Here is a 19,975-nt window from a genome sequence, read left to right on the forward strand (position 1 = left end):
AGATGAATCATTGTGTACGACCTTGTTCGAGTCTGTTTGGAATGTTTGACTTTGGTCAAGGCTGAGTCTCTACTGATTCTTGCGACGGCGCAATCGGCCGTCGAAGGGCATCGCAGCTCGACAGGTTTGGAGCAAGTCCTATGACACCTTCAACAAGGCCCAACGCCCTCATCGTGATGAGCCCCTCCGCCTTCCGCGCACAGTTCGATCACGATCGACTCGACCGGTTGGCGGATCTGACCACGCTCGCCGAACCGATCTGGACCGACAATCTCGACTCGCCGGAGCTGCTCGGACGGCTCGCATCCGTCGACATCCTTCTCACCGGATGGAGCGCCCCCGCACTGACCGACGAGCGGCTGAACCGCATGCCCAACCTGCGTGCCATGTTCCATTGCGCGGGCTCCGTGCGATACGTCGTGACCGACGCATTCTGGGAGCGCAACATCGTCGCATCGAACGCTGCCGATGCGAACGCCATCCCGGTCGCGGAGTACACCCTGGCCGCCATCATTTTCGCCGGCAAGAAGGCACCATTCCTTGCGGCTGACGCGCGCGTCTTCCGGGAGGACTGGGGGTACGCCCAGCGGCGCGGCGAATTGAGCAACCGCGGTCGCACCATCGGCATCGTCGGCTTCTCCCGGGTCGGTCGCCGGGTGGTATCGCTCGTGCAGCAGCTCGACCCGGTGACCTGTCTGGTCGCCGATCCTTACGCCGACCCCGCCGAGGTGGCAGCTGCGGGCGCCACCCTCGTCTCGCTGGCAGAAATGCTCCCCCGGGTAGATGTGCTCTCGCTTCACGCTCCGGCGCTACCGGGCACCCACCACATGATCGACGCCAAGGAACTGGCCGCGCTCCCCGATCACGCCACGGTGATCAACACCGCCCGCGGTTCCCTGATCAACACTCAGGCACTGGAGTTCGAATGCGCGACCGGACGCATCAGCGCGATTCTCGATGTGTCCGATCCGGAACCGCTGCCCGCATCATCCGTTCTCTACGACCTGCCCGGTGTGATGATCACGCCGCACATCGCGGGTTCGATGGGTTCGGAGCTGCACCGCATGACGGATGCTGCGCTCGACGAGTTGGGCCGATATGTGCAGGGGCTCGAACTCGTCGCAGAACTCTCCAGCGAGAATCTCAGACTCAGCGCATGAAATCGACCGATACTTCACACCCACCCAGCACATCGACGGAGGCCCACCGAACGCCCGAAACCAGCACCACCCGATCTCCTCGCCCCTCTGCACCACTCAACGCAAGACCTAGAAATGGAGTTATCTGATGCGAATGAAGCGTACGCTCGTCGCCTGCAGTGTCGGAATCACTGCACTACTCATGGCCGGATGCGCCGGTACCGCAGCAACCAGCGCCGGTAACGACAGCGATGGGTCGCAGACCCTGAGCGTCTCGGTCTGGGACTACTCACAGGGCCAGGAATTCAAGGCGCTGTTCACCGCGTTCGAAAAGGCGAACCCAGATATCACGATCAAGCCGGTCGACATCATCTCGGCGAACTACGAAGACAAGATCACGACCATGCTTGCCGGAGGCGACTCTGTGGACGTCATCGGTCTCAAAGACCTGAGCGACTTCGCGGGATATGCAGCGAAGCAGCAACTCTTGAACATCGATGACGTCGCCGAGAAGCTTCCCAGCGACAATCTCCCCGCGCTGTCGACGTACACCGTGGACGGCACGGCATACGGTGTCCCGTATCGACAGGACTTCGGCGTCCTGTATTACAACAAGACACTCTTCAAGAACGCCGGTCTCCCCGATCCGACGAACCTCTCGTGGAGCGACTTCGCCGCCGATGCCGCCAAGCTCACGAGCGGAAGCGGCCCGGACAAGGTGTATGGCGCGTATATCCACACCTGGAGTTCGATGGTGCAGAGCTACGCGGCTGCGCAGACCGGCAACACCTTCTCGACACCCGACTATGGCTGGATGAAGGACCAGTACGACCTCGTGCTGGGCATGCAGAAGGCCGGGACGGCGATGGACTGGGCGACAGCCAACAGCCAGCAGGTCGACTATCAGGCGATATTCGAATCCGGAAAGGCCGCGATGGTACCCATGGGTACGTGGCTGATCGGCGGCCTGCTCGCCGACGCCAAGGCCGGCACGACGAATGTCGACTGGGGTATCGCGCCGATGCCACAGCTCAAATCAGGCACGGATATCACGACGGCGGGCGGACCCACGGGCTTCGGAATCAACAAGAATGCCAAGAATGTGGACGCCGCCAAAAAGTTCCTCGCGTTCGCGGCGGGGGAAGAAGGCGCGAAGGCAGTGGCTGCCGCCGGGGTCGTTCCGGCCTACCACAGTGACGCGATCACGAAGCAGTACTTCAGTCTCGACGGCATGCCGCAAGGCGAGCTCGCCGAGAAGGCCTTCAACCCTGACGTCATCAAGCTCGACGGCTTGACGGGTCCGGACGCGGCCGCGATCGGCACCGTACTCGATCAAGAGCACCAGCTCATCATGACAGCCAGCGTTTCGGTTGCAGACGGCCTCGCGGAGATGGGTAGCCGCGTCAAAGCGGAAGTCCTCAACAAGTAGTAGCGACGGTTGCGTGGTGCGGCGCCGCGATGCGGCGTCCGCACCACGCGAGGACCGTCGACCGAACTTCCGCGCACAGTACTAGGGAACCTGAACGAGAGGAACGTCCGGCTACCCGGTCTCACACCCACATGACTACTACCATTTCAAAGCGATCATCGCTGACGCCACGGGTGCGCCCGACGTCACATTCGCGCTCGATGCGACGACGCCGGGCACTGGTCGGTTGGAGTTTCATCCTGCCGAACTTCCTCGGGTTCGCGTTGTTCACGCTGGTCCCTGTCATCGCCGCCTTCGTGCTCTCGTTCATGCGCTGGGACGCCTACAACCCGCCGACATGGACCGGCCTGAGCAACTTCATCCGACTGGTCGGCGACCAGAGCTTCCAGGTCGCGCTCCTGAACACGTGCCTGTACGCCCTCGGGCATGTGCCGCTGACGCTGGCCGTGGCTCTGGTCCTCGCACTTCTGCTCAACCAGAAACTGAAGGGCATCGCCTTTTTCCGTGTGGCGATCTTCTTCCCATACATCACGTCGCTCGTTGCGGTCGCCATCGTCTGGAACATGCTGTTCGACCCGACCAGCGGGCCCATCAACCAATTTCTCCACCTCATCGGCATCCAGGACGCTCCCGGCTGGACAGCCAGTACGACGTGGGCGCTGCCCGCCGTGATCATCACCAGCGTCTGGCGCGACATGGGCTACTACATGGTGCTGTTCCTGGCGGGGCTGCAAGCCATCCCGGGGGAATACTACGAAGCCGCCGAAGTCGACGGCGCCAACGGGTGGCAGAAGTTCTGGTACATCACCCTGCCGTCACTGCGGCCCACGACCTTCTTGGTGCTGGTTCTGCTCAGCATCTCCAGCTTCAAAGTCTTCGATCTGGTCTTCGTGATGACTCGAGGCGGCCCCGGTCGAGCAACGCTCATGCTCTCCCAACTGATCTATCAAGACGGCATCATCAACGGCGAGTTCGGATACTCATCCGCCATCTCCCTCGTGCTCTTCCTCCTCGTCCTCGTCGTCACGGTTTTCCAATTCAGACTGCAACAACGACGGGAGCGCTGATGACCACTTTCGCGTCGAAATTCACGAAAGGACTCGCGGTCGAGTTGGCCGACTCCGCGAGCGTCCTCGGAAAACCGTTGCGTCCCACACGACGTGGGCGTCCACGCGTCCGCTCTCTGACAGGGCGAATCGCGATGTACGTTCTGCTCAGCGTGCTGCTGGCACTCGTGCTGTTGCCATTCATCTGGATGCTCTCGTCGTCGTTCAAACACGACAACGAAGTGCTCACCGTACCGATCCGGTGGATCCCCGAAACATTCGTGTGGAGCAATTACACGGACATCTGGACGCGCGTTCCGATGGCGGGATATCTGCTCAACTCCGCGATCCTCGCGGTCGCCATCAGCTCTTTGCAGGTGCTCACCGGAAGCTTCGCCGCGTATGGATTCGCCAAGATACGGTTCCCGGGACGCGACGCGCTGTTCCTCGCCTACATCGCGACGATCGCCGTTCCCTGGCAGGCGTACATGATTCCGCAATACATCATGATGCAGAAGGCCGGGCTTACGAACACTTTCACCGTTTTGATCCTGCTGCAGGCCTTCAGCGCATTCGGCGTGTTCTTGATGCGCCAGTACTACTCGACGATTCCCGACGAACTGATGGAAGCCGCTCGAATCGACGGGTTGAACGAGTACGGCATCTGGGCACGCATCATCCTTCCGCTCTCGAAGCCGGCGCTGGCCAGTCTCGCTCTGCTGACGTTCGTCAATACCTGGAACGACTACATGGGTCCGTTCATCTATCTCTCCAGCAATGAATTGTGGACGGTGCAGATCGGGCTGAGGTCATTCATCGGTCAGTATTCGGCCCAGTACGCCATGATCATGGCCGGCTCGGTGATCTCGATCATCCCCATCTTCCTCATCTTCATGGCGGGGCAGCGAAACTTCATCAGTGGGATCGCGACGAGCGGACTCAAGGGATGAACGCGTCGACGACTCCGGTGAAACGGCGACCGTGGTTCGCCGTTTCGCACGAGACCCTCGAGTCGACGTTCGGCTTGGTCTACGCCGCGCTCGTCGTGAACCTCGCGTTGGTGCTCGCGAACCTCCCGCTGGCGTTCTTCGTGTTCGCCGTCCCCAACCCGCTGTCGTACTGGCCGCTCTTCCTGGCGTTGTCGCTGACTCTCGCGCCGTCGATCACCGGCGCGTTCGGATGCTTCCGCGCATTGCGCGATGGAGCACCCGCCGGGCCGTTCGTGACATTCTGGCGAACCTACCGGCGCAATTTCTTGAGGTCGTTCGTCATCGGGACGGCGGCCGGATCACTCCTGGCCTTCCTGCTCCTGGATGTTGATCTGGTCGCGCAGTTCTCTTTCGGACCGCTGATCGTTCCGACGTTCGTGATGCTCGGCCTCACAGCCGTGGCCATCGTGATCATGGCGCTGGCCGGATTCGCGCTCTACGAACACGCATCGTGGTGGGCGATCACGAAGGCCGCCATGTATCTAGCGGTCAAGCGGTGGTACTTCAGCGCCATAGCGCTGGTGCTCGTCGGCCTGATCGCAGCGATCGTCTTCGTCCAGCCGATCCTGGGGTCGTTCTTGGCGCCGAGCCTTCTGTTGTTCGCCGTCTGGAGCAACGCGCATTTTTCCTTCGTGAAGCTCATCGAGACCGCCGAATGATCACTCGCACGACAGAAAGCCGGTAGGACCATGCCAGAGATGAACGACATCGGCTATGGATGGCGAGGGGCGCAGTATCGCGCCGTCCGCGCCGACGCCGGCCGCGCCGACGGGGATGCCGGCACGGACCCGTGGGCAGCCGGCATCCGGACGCCGCGATTCGTCGACATCGCATCCGGGGCACCGGCTCCGTTCGCGACGTCAGCCAGCGTCACCTGGGATGACGACGCTCTGTACGTGGCCCTCGACGCGGAGGAACCCTTCGTCACCGCGACCAGCCGGCACGACGGTGACCTGCTCTTCTTCGAGAACGATCTGGAACTGTTCATCGACGGGGGAGACACCTACTACGAGCTGGAAGTCAACGCCTTCGGCACCCGCTACGAAGTGTTCTACATCTGGCGGGATGCCCCACAGGCTCAGGAATTGCTGCAAGACCCCCGGTTCGATGTGCACGCGCCGACTGCACATACGTTCGGAGGCGACCACGAACGTACTGCCTCATCATTCTGGACGGGCAATCACCCCCGCGGAACACGGTGGGCATTCCTGGACTACCGTCTGCGCGACCTTCATATCGACGTGGCGGTCGACGGCGAGATCAATGACCCCGCTCATGTCGACAGGGGCTGGTCTGTGCGCCTGCGCATTCCCTGGGACAGCTTGTCGGATCTTGCGGGAACACGATCTCTCCCGCCTCGAGAGGGTGACACCTGGCGGATGTTCTTCGGTCGTTTCGAACAACTCGCAACGCGTGCGCCGGGTGTCAACATCGGTCTCGGATGGGCGGCGAATCCGCACGGCCTGAATGACACGCACATCCCCGAAGCGTGGACGAACGTGACGTTCGTCTCCGGCGCCGCGTGAAACCGAAGGAGATGGCCCCAATGAACCGGGTGGTCGGGGGATGTCGATGAACACGGTGCACCCCGGCGACTGGAGACGGCCGTGGACGGATGCCGTCGAGACGATCCGGCGACAATATGGTGACCAGATCGGTCGACCGACGGGCGAGTTGATCACGCCTGCTCTCGTTCTCGACGCCGACGTGGCCGACCGGAACATCGAGACCATGTCGACGACGCTTGCGGGCGGTCATGTCGGGCTGCGCCCGCACACCAAGGTGCACAAATCGCCGGATCTCGCGAAGTGGCAGATAGCGGCTGGAGCCGTCGGCGTCACCGTCGCTTCGGTATGGGAGGCCGCAGCGATGGGCTCCGCGGGAGTTTCCGACGTTCTCATCGCGAACGAGGTGGTCGGCCCCGCGAAAGTCGGTGCGGCGGCCCGTCTCGCCCGTCACATCCGGCTCGAGATCGTCGTCGATGACGTTACGAACATCGCCGATTTCTCGGCGGCGGCCGCCGCCGCTGGATCGACCGTCGATGTTCTGGTCGATCTCGACGTGGGAATGGCCCGATGCGGGGCGCGGTCTCCGCAGGAGGCGCTCGCGCTCGCGCGGGCGGTCGATGCCGCTCCCCACCTTCGGCTGCGCGGCGTGCAGGCATATGAGGGTCACTGCATGCTCGAGCCGGACCTGACGCAGCGAATACTCAAGGCGAACGAGGCGATGGACTACGCCGGCATGGTCAAGACGCTGTTGTCGGACGATGGGCTGGATGTTCCGGTTCTCTCCGGCGGCGGGACCGGAACATACAACGTGACGGGAATGCACCCGTCGGTCACCGAGCTCCAGGCGGGGTCGTACGTATTCATGGACGCATTCCATGGCAGCCTCGTGCCCGGTTTCGAGGTCTCCCTCACCGTTCACTCGACCGTGGTGGCTCGTCACGGCGATACGGTCGTCTTGGATGCCGGCCGCAAATCCGTCGGCATCGATTTCGTTCTTCCGCCGATCTTCGGCGAGGATCTCGTCGCACGTTATTTTGCCGAAGAGCACGCCCTCTTCGAGGTGGAATCCCGCTTTCCTGCGCAGCCCGGCGACCATGTCCGGCTCATCTGCGGCTACGCACCGACCACGGTGAACCTGCACGACGTCATTTTCATCGCGCGGGACGAGAGGGTCGTCGACGTCTGGCCGGTTTTCCCGCGCGGTCCGCACCACCATGGCTTCCTGCGTTCGCTCGAGGCGCTCATGAACTGATCGGTGAGAGCGATGATCATCGGAGTCGATGTCGGCACGACAGCTATCAAAGCGGCCGCGGTGCATCGGGACGGCACAGTCGGCCACGCCGCTTCCCGGCGGGCAACCTTGCGACGCCGGGGACCGATCGTCGAGCAGCGCATCGACGACGTGATCATCGCCGTGAGCGATGCCGTGAGAGAGATCGTGCGCACGGACCACGATTCGGTCGAGGCGATTGCGATCACGGGTCAGGGTGACGGGCTCTGGCTGCGAGGCGTCGATGGTCGCGAAACGCGACCCGCTATCTCATGGATGGACGGCCGCGCGGCAGAGCTGGTGAACGAATGGTTGCAGTGCGGCGTCGTGGGCAGAGTATTCGATGTCAGCGGTTGCGGTCTGTACCCGGGGTCGCATATGACCCTGATGGCCTGGATGCAGCGCTTCGAACCGCAGTCACTGACATCGGCGGCGACGGCCGGCTATTGCAACGACGCGATCGTCGAACGGCTGACGGGTCGACGAAGCGTTCATCCCAGTGACGCCGTCCTCTCCTTCTGGGATTCCCGCAGCAACAGCTACCGTGACGAAGCCCTGGGCCTGCTCGGTCTCACCGAGTACAGGCATCTGCTCCCGCAGCCCTCGAGCGACGCGGAACTGTTCGTCCTGTCGAACGAGGGCGCCCGGCTCCTCGATGTGCCGATCGGAACGCCGGTCTCTGGGGGCCCATATGATCTGCTCGCGTGCAGCCTGGGGGTGGGCGCCAGCGCGGTCGGTGATGGAACGATCGTGCTGGGCACGACGCTGAGTTGTCAGGTGAGGACGAGCGGCTCGAAAGGAGCGGTCGCCCTGCCTGCCGGAATGCATCTGCCGGTCACCCACTCTTCAGATCTTCTGCAGGTCATGCCGTCGATGGTGGGCACCGCGGGGATCGACTGGCTCTTCAGCCTCTTGGGGCTCGACCTCGCGCAGTTGGACGCGCTCGTCGCGCAGAGCCCGATCGGGGCGAACGGCGTGCGCTGTCTGAGCTCGCTGTCCTTGTCGGGAGAACGAGCACCCTTCATCGAGCCGTTCGCGCGTGGCACGTTCACCGGACTCAGCCTGTCGACATCGCGGGCTGACCTCGTGCGGGCCTTCTGCGAATCCCTCGCGTATGTCGCGCGACACTGCTTCGAGCAGCTGCCATTGACCGGGCGGCTGATCGGATGCGGTGGCGGCTTGATGTCGGACGGCTGGGCGCAGATGTTCGCCGACGTCCTCGGCCGGGAAATCCTGGTTTCGAGAGATCCCTTCGTCGGTGCGCGGGGCGCCGCGATGAACGCGTGGACGAGCCTCGGGTGGCCGACCGCGCGTGCGGCCGGCCCGGACGGGCTCACGAGAGTCTCTCCTGATGCGTCGCGAACGGCCGAGTACGACGAACACTACGACCGCTACAGGTCACTCCTGGAGTCGGCACGGCTGGACTGGGCGACGCGACGATGACACTTCAGTCGCTGTGCCGGGGTGCGCTCACTGTGGGTAGCGTCTCAGCAACTCCCGCGCGACGGCCTCATCGGTCACGAGTACATCGAGATGCGAGCCCTTCACCGCGGCGAGGATGGCGTCGACTTTGTGGATTCCCCCGGCCACGCCGATCACCCGTGGAATCCGCTTCAGCTCATCGAGCTCGATGCCGATCCTCATCCGGTTGATGTGAAGGTCGACCAGGCGACCCTCGCTGTCGAAGAACTGGCCGAGGATGTCGCCGACGACATGATTCCTCAAGAGGATGTCGACACCGTCGCTGTCGAGGAGCCCCATCTCCACGATCACCGCGCTGGAGGTGGGAGTTCCGATCCCGACTACGGCGACATCCACCGCGCGCGCCTTCTCGAGCACCGCTTTGATGGTCGGCTCCTGCTTGAGAGACTGAGCCAACTCGGCACTGGAAGCGACGATGGGCGAGGGCATCACCGACGCCGTCGTGGGTGAGGCCCGCGTCGGATCGGGGTTCGACGACATGAACGGACGCAGATACCCGTCGACACCTCCGGTCAGGGTGACGAGCTCCACCTGCCCCAGCGGCGGAAACGAGGTCCCACGGATCACCTCCGACACCGTCTCCCCGAATCCGACGCCGAGCGTGGTCCCCTTCGCCAGGTAGCTCGTCAGCAATTGCGCACCGCCGAGCCCGATCCGGGCATTGAGTGACCGGGTGCTTCCGGACGGATTCGGCGGCGTAGGTATGACCAGCGCTTCGCTCAGCCCGAAGGTCGACCGCAACGTCGAGCTGAGCTCCATCGAGGTCAGCGACTCGGCATTGATGCCGATGGTGACGATGCCGGACTTGCGCGCGCGGTCCAACATCCGGGCTACGGAGGCCCGAGACAGCGAGAGATGACGCGCGATCTCATCCTGAGTCATGTCGTCTTTGTAATAGAACCAGGCGACGCGAAGGATCAGTTCATCGGTTGTCCGTTCGACACGTCGAACGGACTCTGGGTGGCTCACAGCCGGTCCACTTAGGACACCAGAGGCGCCGCGGTGGGGTTGATCTTCCGAAGGTCCGGACCAACGCAGCGGATCACTTGCAGCACTTCGGACGGAGCGCGAAATCGCGCGTCGACGATCGCCGGCAACGCGAGGGTCATTCCCTTCGTCACGTGGATCTCACCGAACCGCCCCCTCAGGTACCCCGACCCCGACGTGACGATCAGGATGGAGAACCTGCCGTCGGCGACCGTCAATTCGGCGCCCGGCACGATGTCGAGCGAGATCGCGTTGAACAGTCCCCAGAACTCCTCGTTCATCAGAGCGGTCATGCGCGCTCCCCCGCTGTCGTAGATCACCGTGGGAGCCTGGCGAGGATCTCCGGCCGTCGGGGGAGCGTCCTCGACCGGGAAATCGATCATGTCGAGAGCTTTGTCCCAGCCGAAGCCCATCGTCGCGTACGCTTCGTCGTCGCCCGCATCGAGTTCGGCGATGACGATGTGATCGCTGGGCTCTTGCACCTCGATGTACGAGAGGCCGCCGCCCAGGCAGTGCGCCGCCCCCGCCGGCGCGACGAACACGTCGCCTTCCGCGATATCGAAGCGCTGCAGCGACCTGCGAAGGGAGTCGCGATCCCGGTTCAGCGCGGCAGCCTGAAAGCTCGGGCGATCGACGCCCGGAACGAACCCGATGCCGGCACTTCCCGTCTTGTCGGGAGACTCGACGTCGAGAAAGATCCACGCCTCCGTCTTGCCGAAGGCGGAGCCGAGGTTCTTCCTCGCCCACTCCGGTCGAGGATGGGCATGGACGGGCACTGCGCCCTCCGGGGAGAGCAACTTCACCAGTACGCCGGTCGTCGGTCCGACGCGTGTGACGTACTCGTCACCCAGCATCTCGGCCGGATAACTCTCGACGAGATCGACCAGCCGTACCGGCGGGTGCCCCGGAAGGTCAATGGTGCTCAGCCCCTGCTCTGCACCGTCGGGCGAGAGGTTGTTCGCGGTGGTGCACGACCCGACCCAATCCTCGGACCAGAAGTCCGCGGGACTATCGGGCATGCCCCGGAATCGGCGGCTCAGCCGGCCACCCGGGTAGAAGCGATGGACGGGATTCGGTGGAAGAAGGAGGGGCCGCGCGATCGCGTCGCGGGGAAGATCGATGCTCATTAAGCGATGTCCCGTCGCTTCAGAAGATGGCGGTGGGGTTGATAGGCGAGCCGGTTCCGCCGACCAGCCTGAGCGGGGCAGCCGTGAAGAAGAACTCCCAACGACGTTCCTCGGCGCACGCGGCAGCGAGATCATCGAGATTGAGGCTGTCGAACGTCCACCAGCCCAGCGCCGGCAACGAGATCGCATGAATGGGGTATGCGATTCCCTCGCAGTGCGAGGGGACTGCCTCGCCGTCTCCGTCGTACCCGACACCGGCGATATCGCGGTCGTGGAGGATGGGCAACACCGAGGCGTGGATTCCCGCCTTCGATCTGCTGGCATCCCAGGGGCCGAGAACCTGCCGGCGACGTGTATGACCGGTGCGAAAGAGCAGGATGTCTCCTCTGCCCAGCGTGACCCCGCTGGCCGCCTCGGCTGCGAGAAACTCGTCGGGCATGATGGCTTCTCCGGGCTCGACCCACTCGACTTCCCGGAATCTCGGGATATCCAGCAGAACACCGCGAGTGGTTATCCCGTTCTGGGCCACGGTCACGCTCTGAGCGAGCGCACCGGCGGGGCCGATCGCGTCCGCCTCCTCGCGACCGTTATACGTTCTTCCCCGGTAGCTGACGTGGCAGAGCGCGTCGACATGCGAATGCGCGTCGCCGTGAATCTCCATCCCGAACCTGTCGCCGGCGATTCTGAGATCGGCAGATGCGGCGTCGGGCGCTTCGAATCCGAACGTCAGACTGTGTTCGACGGGGGACGGGTTGTCCAACGCGTAGTCCTCGTTCAGGTCGAGAGCGCACGACACCGACCGTCCCGATCTCACCAATCTCGCCGCCTCGACCACCTTCGCGGCCGAGATCGTATTGAGTGCGCCTCGTTCGTCATCGACTCCCCAGCGATCCGCGTTGTCGCACCGGGCGAAGATCTCGTCGAACTCGGCCCGACTGAGGGCCGCGGCAGTAGTGGGCGTCGTCACTGTGTCACCTCGAGCGATCCACGGATCCCCAGTGTCTGTCCTCCGTCGACGACGATCGTTTGACCCACCACATAGGAGGATTCCGCGCTCGCCAGCCAGGAGATCACGCTGGCCACGTCATCGGGCTCACCGAATCTTCCGACGGGTATCGACTCGAGGTAGCGTTCAGTCGTCGCGGGATCATCGAAGACCGGTGCCGCGATAGCGGTGCGGATGACCCCGGGCGCGACGCCGTTGACCCGGATTCCGTCCCCTGCCAGGTCGAGCGCCGCCGAGCGGATCAACGTGAGCAGGGCGCCTTTGGAGACGTTGTAGGCGGCCATCGACTCTTCGACATGAGTGCCATTGATGGAGGCAGTGATGACGATCGAACCGGCAGTGGCCCGGACTTTCATCGATCGAGCGGCGTATACGGCGCACATCGCGGCCCCCACGACATTGACGTCGAGGTGTGCCCGAAAGTTTTCGGACGTCATGCTCAAGAAGTTCTGCGGTATGGCGATCCCGGCATGGGCGATCATGATGTCGATCTGTCCGTAGGCTTCCACGCACGCGTCCACAGCGCGCGCGCAGTCCGTCTCCGATGACACGTCGGCGACGACCCCCGTCGCGGCGTCTCCGAGTTCGGCGACCGCCGCGTCCAGTGCCTCCGGGTTGACGTCCACAGCGACCACGCGCGCACCTTCGGCGATGAGTAGGTGGCACGTCGCCAGTCCGATGCCCTGGGCGGCACCTGTCACGACGGCGGCCTTCGCGGCGTGACGACCGGTCATCGGCTTCTCACTCTCGATTGTGAACAAATGTCCGATATCTGGACATCTGCTCACTATTCTCGACTATGACTCACCGCTTAGCAAGAGGATGCTCGGCCCGCGGCGGAGCATCCCCAGCCGGCGACGGGCTCGCTTAGAGTTCTCGGGTGAGCATCTCGGTCGTGATCCCCTGGCGCTCCGCGCCGTCGCGGATCGATGCGTTCGATCGCGTCACGACCTGGTACGCGCAGAACCTCCCCGAAGTCCGCGTGACGACCATCGACACGAACGACGACGTGTTCGTGCTCTCGCGCTGCCGCAACCTCGCGATCGGACGCGTGGACGATCCCGACGAGGTGATCGTCGTGGGTGACGCAGACACCATCCCGGAGCGAGGGCCCCTGCTCGCGGCGGTCGCCGCCGCGGCGACGAGCGGAATGGTGCACCTGCCCTACACCGAGTACCGCTGGCTGGGCGCCGAAGGATCGGCGCAGTTCGCCGCGGGCACGCCCCTGATCGACTGCGCGGTCGCTCAGCTCGTCGACGGAGCCTGCTCGGGCGTCTACGTCACGACGCGGCGCACGTGGGAGCGTCACGGCGGCCAGGACGAGCGGTTCCGCGGGTGGGGCTTCGAGGATGCTGCGTGGTACCGCGCCCACACCGCGCTGCTGGGGGCTCCCCCCGCACGCCACGAGGGGCGGGTCTACGCCCTCCATCACGTGGGCGAGGCGCGCGCGGGAACCGGCTACGAGCGCAACGCCGCGTTGATGGAGCGCTACCGCGCCGCCGAAGGCGATGCCGCAGCGATGGCCGCGCTCGTCGCCGAAGGTCAGCGACTCAGGGCCGAGAACGCCCGTTCTGCACCTGGCGCCGCCCGCTGAGCCTCGGCCGCAGCATCCAATCGCTCGCGCGTGCGCGGGTCGAGCGCGAGGACGGCCTCGAGCGCCGCCGCGAGCTCTGCCGCCGTCGCGGCGTTGGGGTCGAGCGCGACGCCGAACCCGCTGCGCTCGAGCGCCGCGGCGCCGGCGAACTGATCCGTCGAGAAGGGCAGCACCACGAGCGGGACGCCTGAGCCGATCGCCTCGGTGACGGAATTGTTGCCGCCGTGCGTGACAGCCGCGTCTGCGGCGGCCAGCAGCCGCACCTGGGGCAGGAACGCCCGCACGAGCCAGTCGCTCGGCACCTCACCCAGTTCGCCGGGATCGGTCGAGCCGGTGGCGATGGCCAATCGCACCCCGGCGATCTTGGCGGCGTCCGCCACCCGGCGAAGCACGTCCGCGCGCACCGAGAGGAAGCTGCCGAAGCTCACGTAGACGAATGACGGGGATGCCGCGATCCACTCTTCGACGTCGGGGTCGACCGGCTCCGTCCGCCGGGTCGAGCCGAGGTAATCGTGCGGCGGGAGCAGGCCCGCGCGCGCGGGGTCGGCGAGTTCTTCCGGATAGTTGTAGAGCACGATCGGACCGTGCTCGGCGAACGCATCGTCAGAGCGCGCCCCTCCCGGATCGAGCACGGCCAGCGCGCCGTTCCACTCCTCGGTGAAGCGCGCCGACACCCGCTCGCACAGCGTCTGGAGCTCATCGCGCGCCGCGCGATCGGGGCTGATCGCCCGGGGCCAGGTCGGCGGGCACCCGTACACCTCGCCGGAAACCGGAAGTGCCGTCGGATGCCCCAGCACCACGTCCGCGTACGGGATCCGGGCGGCATGCAGCCCCACGCGGGCGCTGAAGGCGAGGTGGTCGACGAGGATCGCGTCGGGTTGCACGTCGTCGATGATCCGCGTGACGGCGCGCGCAGCATCCACCGGTCGCCACATGAGATCCGTCAGGCGTTCGGTCGCCTGGTAGGTGAGGGTCGCCACGGCCCCCTCGCGCGTTGCGGCGAAGAAGCCGCGGAGAGAGTCGCCCTCGTCGGCGGGCTGGTCCTCCGCTCGGATCACGCCGGCGTTCGAGCCGCGACCCAGCCTGAGGTCGGTGCGCTCGTAGCCGAAGGTCGCGACGATGTCGGCGGTGGCGGGCCCGGTGGCGACGACGACGCGGTCGCCTCGGTCGCGCCACGCGGTCGCCAGGGTGGCCAGCGGCAGCAGGTGCGAGGCGTAGTCGGGGCTGATGACCAGGAGCGTCATCGCGCCGACTCGGCGAGTTCGCGCAGCGTCGCCTCGTCTCGGGCGACCGTGTCGTACACGCGCCCGAGCGCGTCCGACATCTGCTGGATCGTGAACCGCCCCTGCACCATCTCGCGGCTTCGTCGGGCTCGCTCCTGGCCGCGCTCGCCCTGGGCCGTGACCACAGCCGTATCGACGGCCGCACGCAGCTGCCCCGGATCCCACGTCGCCGCGAGGATCCCCGTCACCCCGTCTTCGACGTAGGTCGCGGGCCCTCCCCCGTCGGGGGCGACGACCAGGAGTCCGGTCGCCATCGCCTCCAGGAGCGCGATGCCGAACTCCTCCTTGATGCTCGCGCACACGTACACTCCGCCGGGCGCGGTCGCCGATGGCAGACCCGTTCGGGCTGCCGCCATCCAGCGGGCGACCACGTCATTCGGGCGGTGTCCGGCCATCACCAGCCCGCGGCGCGCACGCTCGCCGGGCGGCACGATCGCGTCGATCAGCGCCAGCTGCTCGCGTTCGTCGAGCGAAGGCGAGTCGAGGTCGCCGCCGACGATCAGCAGATTCGCGCGGTCTGCCACCGGGCCGGACGCCCAGGACGCGACGAGGGTCGCCATGCCTTTGACGCGGTGCAGCCTGCCGACGCTGACGACGAAGGGCAACGAGCGGCGGTCTTCATCGAGCGCATCGACCAGTGCGCGCAGTTCCGCCAGCGCCGCGACGGGAGGCTCACCGGCGAGGTGGCGCTCGGCGTCGGCGAGGGCCGCCTCGATCGTCACGAGGTCGACGCCTTCGGGCACGATCGTGTGGCGCTCCGCGTGCGCGGTCATGTCGATCCCCACGAGCTGTCGCATGTCGTCTTCCAGGTTCGGACGGGGGAAGAACACCGTATGGGCGGCGTTGGCGGCGAGACTCTGGACGAGTCTCGTCCGGAACCAGAAGTGCTCGATGACGTCCGCTTCGCCGAAGCCGGAACGGGTGAGCCGACCCGATTTGTCGAGCGACTCGATCACCGCGTGCGGATCTGGAGCGACCGTGAAGACGACGGGGATGCCGAGCTCGCGCGCCACGTCGGCGGCGGCGAGGCTCCCCACATCGGCCATCCGCAGGTGGAGCAGGTCGACACCGTCGGCGGCGCGGAGGATCCGGCGGATGCCTCGGCGGGTCACGACCCGGAGCGGCCATGCGGCGGCGGAGGAGGCCGGATCGCGCAGGAGCGGGATGTGCCCGTAGAAGTGACCGACATCGGCCGTGCGGATCGCGCGAAGATCGGCCGTCGCATCTTCCACCGAGCCGCGCGACAGCGTGATGACCCGGCGGACACCGGTGGCCGGCTCGTTCACGAGCGCGTCGCCGAGCCGCACGAGCAGCGTCGCGATCCCTCCGTTGTCACCGGCTCCCGCCGACGAGAGGTGCGGATCGATGTCGGCGTGCAGGAACAGCTGCGCGACCGACAGGCCCGATCCGCGGTGCAGAGCCGCCTCGTGGGGTGCGAGGTCGATGAGCGAGAGTCGCGCGACATCGCCGATCAGGCCGGGCTCGGCCGCGAACGAGTCGAGTGCGTCGCGCACTGCAGGGCTCGGCGAGCGCTGCCCGAGTGCGGCGATCGCGGCGATCCGCACGGTCTCGTGCTCTCGTGCGTCCGTCGCCACGCGCAGAAGCGGCGCAGTCGCGATCGAGGCGCGCACGAGGCCGAGGGTCTCCACCAGCCGTGCCCGCGACGCGGGCTCGGTGATGCCCAGGAGCGCACCTTCCAGCCCCACCATGAGCGCCTCGGCGGTGCTTCCCGACCACTGCTCGAGGGTGCGCTGCGCCACCATGCCGGCGAACCCGCCGCTGACCACCAGCGCGAGCAGCCTTCCCATGGCCTCGGGCCGCGGCAGGCCCGATCCGAGCGCCCACGCGGCATGTTCCCGCACGAACAGGCGCCGATCCGAGAGAAGTCCGACGAGCGTCCGCGCCGCTTCGCCGTCGAAGACTTCGGCCAGGGCATGGATCGCGGCGATCGCGACCAGCTGATCGTCGGAGTTCAGCGCTGCGGCGAGCAGTCGCACGGTGCGCACGCCAGGATCGCGTCCCGCCTCGAACGCGAGATCATCCGCGAGCCTCATGGCGTCGACGATGCTCGTCGCCTTCGCGACCTGGTCGAGTGCGGTCTGTACGCCCACGCTCATCTCCTTCTATCGCCGGCTCGACGCGCGAAGCACGCACGCCGGCACGATACCGGCACTCGGATGCTACTTGGGCAGAATGGCCGTTCGGGTGGGATTGACAACGAAGATGGGCGAAAGGGGCCTTCATGCGGCTGGTTGCGATCGGCGACGTCGGGGTGCAGGGGGGCATCGTCCACATCGGCGATGAGGCGATGTTCGAGGCCCTTCTCGACGAAGTGCGCGTCCGCGGGGTGCGTTCGGTGGTCGCGATCTCGAACGCACCGACCGAGACGGCCCGGCGCTACGGCGTCGACGCGATCGACCGCATCGGATTCATGGGCGACCGCGGCGAGATGGCAGCGCGTCTCGCGACGGTGTCTGCCTGCCTCGACGGCGATCGCGTGCTTCCGGCCGATGACCCCGTGTGGCGCGTCATCGCAGCGGTGGAGGCGGCGGATGCTGTCGCCATCGCCGGCGGCGGAAACATGGCGTCGAACTGGCCGCTGCACATCTACGAGCGCGCCGCCCTCGGCATGATCGCGCGGCGGCGGGGACGGCCGCTGGTGGTCACCGGACAGACGCTGGGACCGACGCTGACCCCTCCGGATCGCGACGCGCTCGCTCCGCTCCTGGACGGCGCTGCTCTGGTCGGAGTGCGCGAGCACGCGTCGTTCGGGCTCGCAGCGGAGCTCGGCGTCGAGCGCGCGCACCTCGTCGCCAACCGGGACGACGCGTCGTTCCTGGGGTTCGATGACTACCCGCCCGAACCCGACGCGACGCGGCCTCTCGTCGTGAGCCTGTCGACTCACCTGGGCGGACTCCCGCGTGCCGAGACGGTGGGTGGCCTGGCGCGCGCCCTGGATGGACTGGTCGCGGCATCCGGGCTGAGCGTGATCTTCCACCCCCACTTCGGATCACTCGACCCGGCCGTGCACGCCGGCGACCAGGTGCTGCACGACGAGGTGCGCGCGGCGATGCGGGCCCCGTCGGAGGCCGTGCCGCCCGGCGACGCCCGCTCGTCGGCGGCGCTCGCCCGCTCCGCCGCGATGCTCGTCACGAGCAGGTATCACCCCACGGTGTTCGCGACTCCCGCCGGGATTCCGGTCGCCGCCCTCGTCGCCGATGACTACACCGGGGTCAAACTGCGCGGGGCCACCGGGTGGTGGGACCAGCAAGGCACGATGACGCTCGAGCATGTCGCGGGCGCACTGGGCGCGGCATCCCTCGTCGAGATCTGGGAATCGCGACACCGCGTCGCCGAGCGCACCGCGCAACTGCGGCCGGACGCGCGGGCCGATCACGCCGCGTGGTGGGACCGCGTGGTCACCGAGCTCGGAGGCTAGGGCTGCGGCGCGAACGCGAGGCGGAAGAGACCACGCACCCGGGTAGCGACGTGGAGGCGCTGGTCGGGGTCATTGCGGGCGATCTCGCCGGCGAGCATCGCCGTGGCCAACAGCACGTCCTCGATCGTCAGGTGCAATCCGGCGCGCCCCGCCTGCTGTTCGCGGGCGAGAAGGCGGGCCGCTACCTCTTGGTAGCGGGCACCGAGCGCAGCGATGCGGGGGTCATGACGATCGCCGTTGATCAGCTCGACGAATGCGATCGAGACCATCGCCTGATTCACGGTGCGGTTCAACAGGTCATCGAGCGTGCTGGTATCGGGCTCCATCAGCCGCTCGAGTTCGGCGACGTTCTCCTCGTAGACCGCAACGGCCAGCGCGGTGCGATCGGGGAAGTGACGGTAGAGACTCCCCTGCCCCACCCCGGCGCGTTTGGCGACCGCACTGAAGGGCGCATTGAGCCCCGCCTCGGCGTAGACCTCCCGCGCGGCCGCGATCAGGGCGCGGCGGTTCTCCGGACCAGCGGCGGGTCCACGATTTACTTTCGGCTGCTCTTCTTCCGACGACGACACGGGTGTAGCCTATTACCGGACATGCTTGTCCGGTAGAAAGGAACACATCATGGGCACCTCGCCTCTCACCGCCAACTCGTCGATCGCCACCTGGCTCGAAGATCCGATCGGCAACGCCATCCTCACCGAGATGCTCGCAGCGGGAGGCCAGACCCCCGAGGCATTCAAGCCGATCCGCAAGCTGGCGCTCAAGCGCCTCGTCAAGCTCAGCCAGGGCGCCTTCACGGAGCAGATGCTCGATGACCTCGTGCGCCGCGCGGCCGCAGGTGACGCGCCCGTCGCTCCGGCCCCGAGCTCTCCGGGGGCGGATGCTGCAGCATCCGCTCCCTCTCCTGTCGGGCGCGAATGGACCGAGCGCGTAGACCAGGGTCGCTTCGCCGGCAAGACGATCGTCGTCACCGGCGCCGGATCCGGCATCGGCCGGGCGACGGCGTCGCGCATCGCGCGCGAAGGGGGCCGCGTGGTCGCGGTCGACGTCAGCCAGGAGCGGCTCGACGAGTTCGGCGCCGCGCACTCGGATGCCGAGATCGTCGCGCTCACCGCTGACATCACCGACGACGCCGGAGTCTCGCGCATCATCGAGGCGGCCGGAGGCACGATCGACGGCCTGGCCAACATCGCCGGGATCATGGACGACATGACCCCGGTCGGCGATGTGTCCGACGCGGTGTGGGAGCGCGTCTTCCGCGTCAATGTCACCGGCACGATGAAGCTCATGCGCGCCGTCATCCCGGTGATGCTCGCGCAGGGCGGCGGCTCGATCGTCAACACCGCATCCGAGGCCGCGCTCCGCGGCTCGGCTGCCGGTGCCGCCTACACCGCGTCCAAGCACGCCGTCGCCGGACTCACCAAGAGCACCGCGTTCATGTACGGGCCGAGCGGCATCCGCGTGAACGCCGTCGCCCCCGGCCCGACCATCACCAACATCCAGGCGACCTTCGCCTCGCCGTTAGGAGCCGAGCGCGTGGGGACGGGCATGGCGATCATGCCCGACCCGGTCGAGGCCGATGCCGTGGCCGCATCCATCACCTTCCTGCTCAGCGACGACGGCGTGAACGTGAACGGCGTCATCCTCGCGAGCGACGGCGGCTGGTCTGCCGCCTAGGG

The 19,975-nt window shown here is 66.3% G+C and carries 18 protein-coding genes; 11 read left to right on the forward strand and 7 right to left on the reverse strand.

Annotation, left to right across the window (positions count from 1 at the left end; genetic code table 11):
* Positions 1 to 140: 140 nt before the first annotated feature.
* The 8 genes from ACFE6Z_RS07640 (at position 141) to ACFE6Z_RS07675 (ending at position 8,824) form a co-directional block, all read left to right on the forward strand.
* Complete coding sequence (locus ACFE6Z_RS07640; protein ID WP_375385126.1) at positions 141 to 1,160, forward strand: hydroxyacid dehydrogenase; 1,020 nt, start codon at positions 141 to 143, stop codon at positions 1,158 to 1,160.
* A gap of 127 nt (positions 1,161 to 1,287) precedes the next feature.
* A complete protein-coding gene (locus tag ACFE6Z_RS07645; protein ID WP_375385127.1) occupies positions 1,288 to 2,568 on the forward strand; it encodes an ABC transporter substrate-binding protein in 1,281 nt (426 codons plus the stop codon).
* A 200-nt stretch (positions 2,569 to 2,768) separates the two neighbouring features.
* A complete protein-coding gene (locus ACFE6Z_RS07650) occupies positions 2,769 to 3,635 on the forward strand; it encodes a carbohydrate ABC transporter permease (RefSeq protein ID WP_375385128.1) in 867 nt (288 codons plus the stop codon).
* A 134-nt stretch (positions 3,636 to 3,769) separates the two neighbouring features.
* The gene (locus ACFE6Z_RS07655; protein ID WP_375385129.1) at positions 3,770 to 4,564 is read left to right on the forward strand and encodes a carbohydrate ABC transporter permease; all 795 of its coding nucleotides are present in this window, start codon (positions 3,770 to 3,772) and stop codon (positions 4,562 to 4,564) included.
* Positions 4,561 to 5,262 (forward strand): DUF624 domain-containing protein, encoded by a 702-nt coding sequence (locus tag ACFE6Z_RS07660; protein ID WP_375385130.1) that lies wholly within the window; start codon positions 4,561 to 4,563, stop codon positions 5,260 to 5,262. The genes ACFE6Z_RS07655 and ACFE6Z_RS07660 overlap by 4 nt, the downstream gene beginning before the upstream one ends.
* A 39-nt stretch (positions 5,263 to 5,301) precedes the next feature.
* Positions 5,302 to 6,129 (forward strand): carbohydrate-binding family 9-like protein, encoded by an 828-nt coding sequence (locus tag ACFE6Z_RS07665; protein ID WP_375385131.1) that lies wholly within the window; start codon positions 5,302 to 5,304, stop codon positions 6,127 to 6,129.
* 46 nt (positions 6,130 to 6,175) lie between these two features.
* Positions 6,176 to 7,363, forward strand: coding sequence for an alanine racemase (locus tag ACFE6Z_RS07670; protein ID WP_375385132.1), 1,188 nt, complete (start codon positions 6,176 to 6,178; stop codon positions 7,361 to 7,363).
* A 12-nt stretch (positions 7,364 to 7,375) separates the two neighbouring features.
* The gene (locus ACFE6Z_RS07675) at positions 7,376 to 8,824 is read left to right on the forward strand and encodes an FGGY family carbohydrate kinase (RefSeq protein WP_375385133.1); all 1,449 of its coding nucleotides are present in this window, start codon (positions 7,376 to 7,378) and stop codon (positions 8,822 to 8,824) included.
* A gap of 27 nt (positions 8,825 to 8,851) precedes the next feature.
* On the opposite strand, the gene ACFE6Z_RS07680 is transcribed toward ACFE6Z_RS07675, so the two are convergent.
* From ACFE6Z_RS07680 to ACFE6Z_RS07695, 4 genes are all read right to left on the reverse strand, one after another.
* Positions 8,852 to 9,745, reverse strand: coding sequence for a sugar-binding transcriptional regulator (locus tag ACFE6Z_RS07680; protein WP_375385134.1), 894 nt, complete (start codon positions 9,743 to 9,745; stop codon positions 8,852 to 8,854).
* A gap of 98 nt (positions 9,746 to 9,843) precedes the next feature.
* Positions 9,844 to 10,869 carry a hypothetical protein gene (locus ACFE6Z_RS07685; RefSeq protein ID WP_375385135.1) on the reverse strand — a complete coding sequence of 342 codons (1,026 nt, stop codon included), beginning with the start codon at positions 10,867 to 10,869 and terminating at the stop codon, positions 9,844 to 9,846.
* Between the two features lie 127 nt (positions 10,870 to 10,996).
* The gene (locus ACFE6Z_RS07690) at positions 10,997 to 11,812 is read right to left on the reverse strand and encodes a cyclase family protein (protein ID WP_375385136.1); all 816 of its coding nucleotides are present in this window, start codon (positions 11,810 to 11,812) and stop codon (positions 10,997 to 10,999) included.
* 128 nt (positions 11,813 to 11,940) lie between these two features.
* Positions 11,941 to 12,717: an SDR family NAD(P)-dependent oxidoreductase gene (locus ACFE6Z_RS07695; RefSeq protein ID WP_375385137.1), complete on the reverse strand. Its 777-nt coding sequence runs from the start codon at positions 12,715 to 12,717 to the stop codon at positions 11,941 to 11,943.
* Positions 12,718 to 12,863: 146 nt separating this feature from the next.
* Between ACFE6Z_RS07695 and ACFE6Z_RS07700 the strand changes: the two genes are divergently transcribed.
* Complete coding sequence (locus ACFE6Z_RS07700; protein ID WP_375385138.1) at positions 12,864 to 13,577, forward strand: hypothetical protein; 714 nt, start codon at positions 12,864 to 12,866, stop codon at positions 13,575 to 13,577.
* Here the strand turns inward: ACFE6Z_RS07700 and ACFE6Z_RS07705 are convergent.
* Both ACFE6Z_RS07705 and ACFE6Z_RS07710 read right to left on the reverse strand, forming a co-directional pair.
* Complete coding sequence (locus ACFE6Z_RS07705; RefSeq protein ID WP_375385139.1) at positions 13,526 to 14,821, reverse strand: glycosyltransferase; 1,296 nt, start codon at positions 14,819 to 14,821, stop codon at positions 13,526 to 13,528. The genes ACFE6Z_RS07700 and ACFE6Z_RS07705 overlap by 52 nt on opposite strands.
* On the reverse strand, positions 14,818 to 16,971 hold the full coding sequence (locus ACFE6Z_RS07710; protein ID WP_375385140.1) for a glycosyltransferase: 2,154 nt from the start codon (positions 16,969 to 16,971) through the stop codon (positions 14,818 to 14,820). Before ACFE6Z_RS07710 ends, ACFE6Z_RS07705 begins: the two co-directional genes overlap by 4 nt.
* Positions 16,972 to 17,102: 131 nt before the next feature.
* Here ACFE6Z_RS07710 and ACFE6Z_RS07715 point away from each other — a divergent pair, with 131 nt between their 5' ends.
* Positions 17,103 to 18,299 carry a polysaccharide pyruvyl transferase family protein gene (locus tag ACFE6Z_RS07715; RefSeq protein ID WP_375385141.1) on the forward strand — a complete coding sequence of 399 codons (1,197 nt, stop codon included), beginning with the start codon at positions 17,103 to 17,105 and terminating at the stop codon, positions 18,297 to 18,299.
* On the opposite strand, the gene ACFE6Z_RS07720 is transcribed toward ACFE6Z_RS07715, so the two are convergent.
* On the reverse strand, positions 18,296 to 18,868 hold the full coding sequence (locus tag ACFE6Z_RS07720) for a TetR/AcrR family transcriptional regulator (RefSeq protein WP_375385142.1): 573 nt from the start codon (positions 18,866 to 18,868) through the stop codon (positions 18,296 to 18,298). The genes ACFE6Z_RS07715 and ACFE6Z_RS07720 overlap by 4 nt on opposite strands.
* A gap of 49 nt (positions 18,869 to 18,917) precedes the next feature.
* Between ACFE6Z_RS07720 and ACFE6Z_RS07725 the strand changes: the two genes are divergently transcribed.
* Positions 18,918 to 19,973: an SDR family NAD(P)-dependent oxidoreductase gene (locus tag ACFE6Z_RS07725; RefSeq protein ID WP_375385143.1), complete on the forward strand. Its 1,056-nt coding sequence runs from the start codon at positions 18,918 to 18,920 to the stop codon at positions 19,971 to 19,973.
* Positions 19,974 to 19,975 lie beyond the last annotated feature (2 nt).

Source organism: uncultured Microbacterium sp. (genome assembly GCF_964244775.1).
GTDB lineage: Bacteria > Actinomycetota > Actinomycetes > Actinomycetales > Microbacteriaceae > Microbacterium.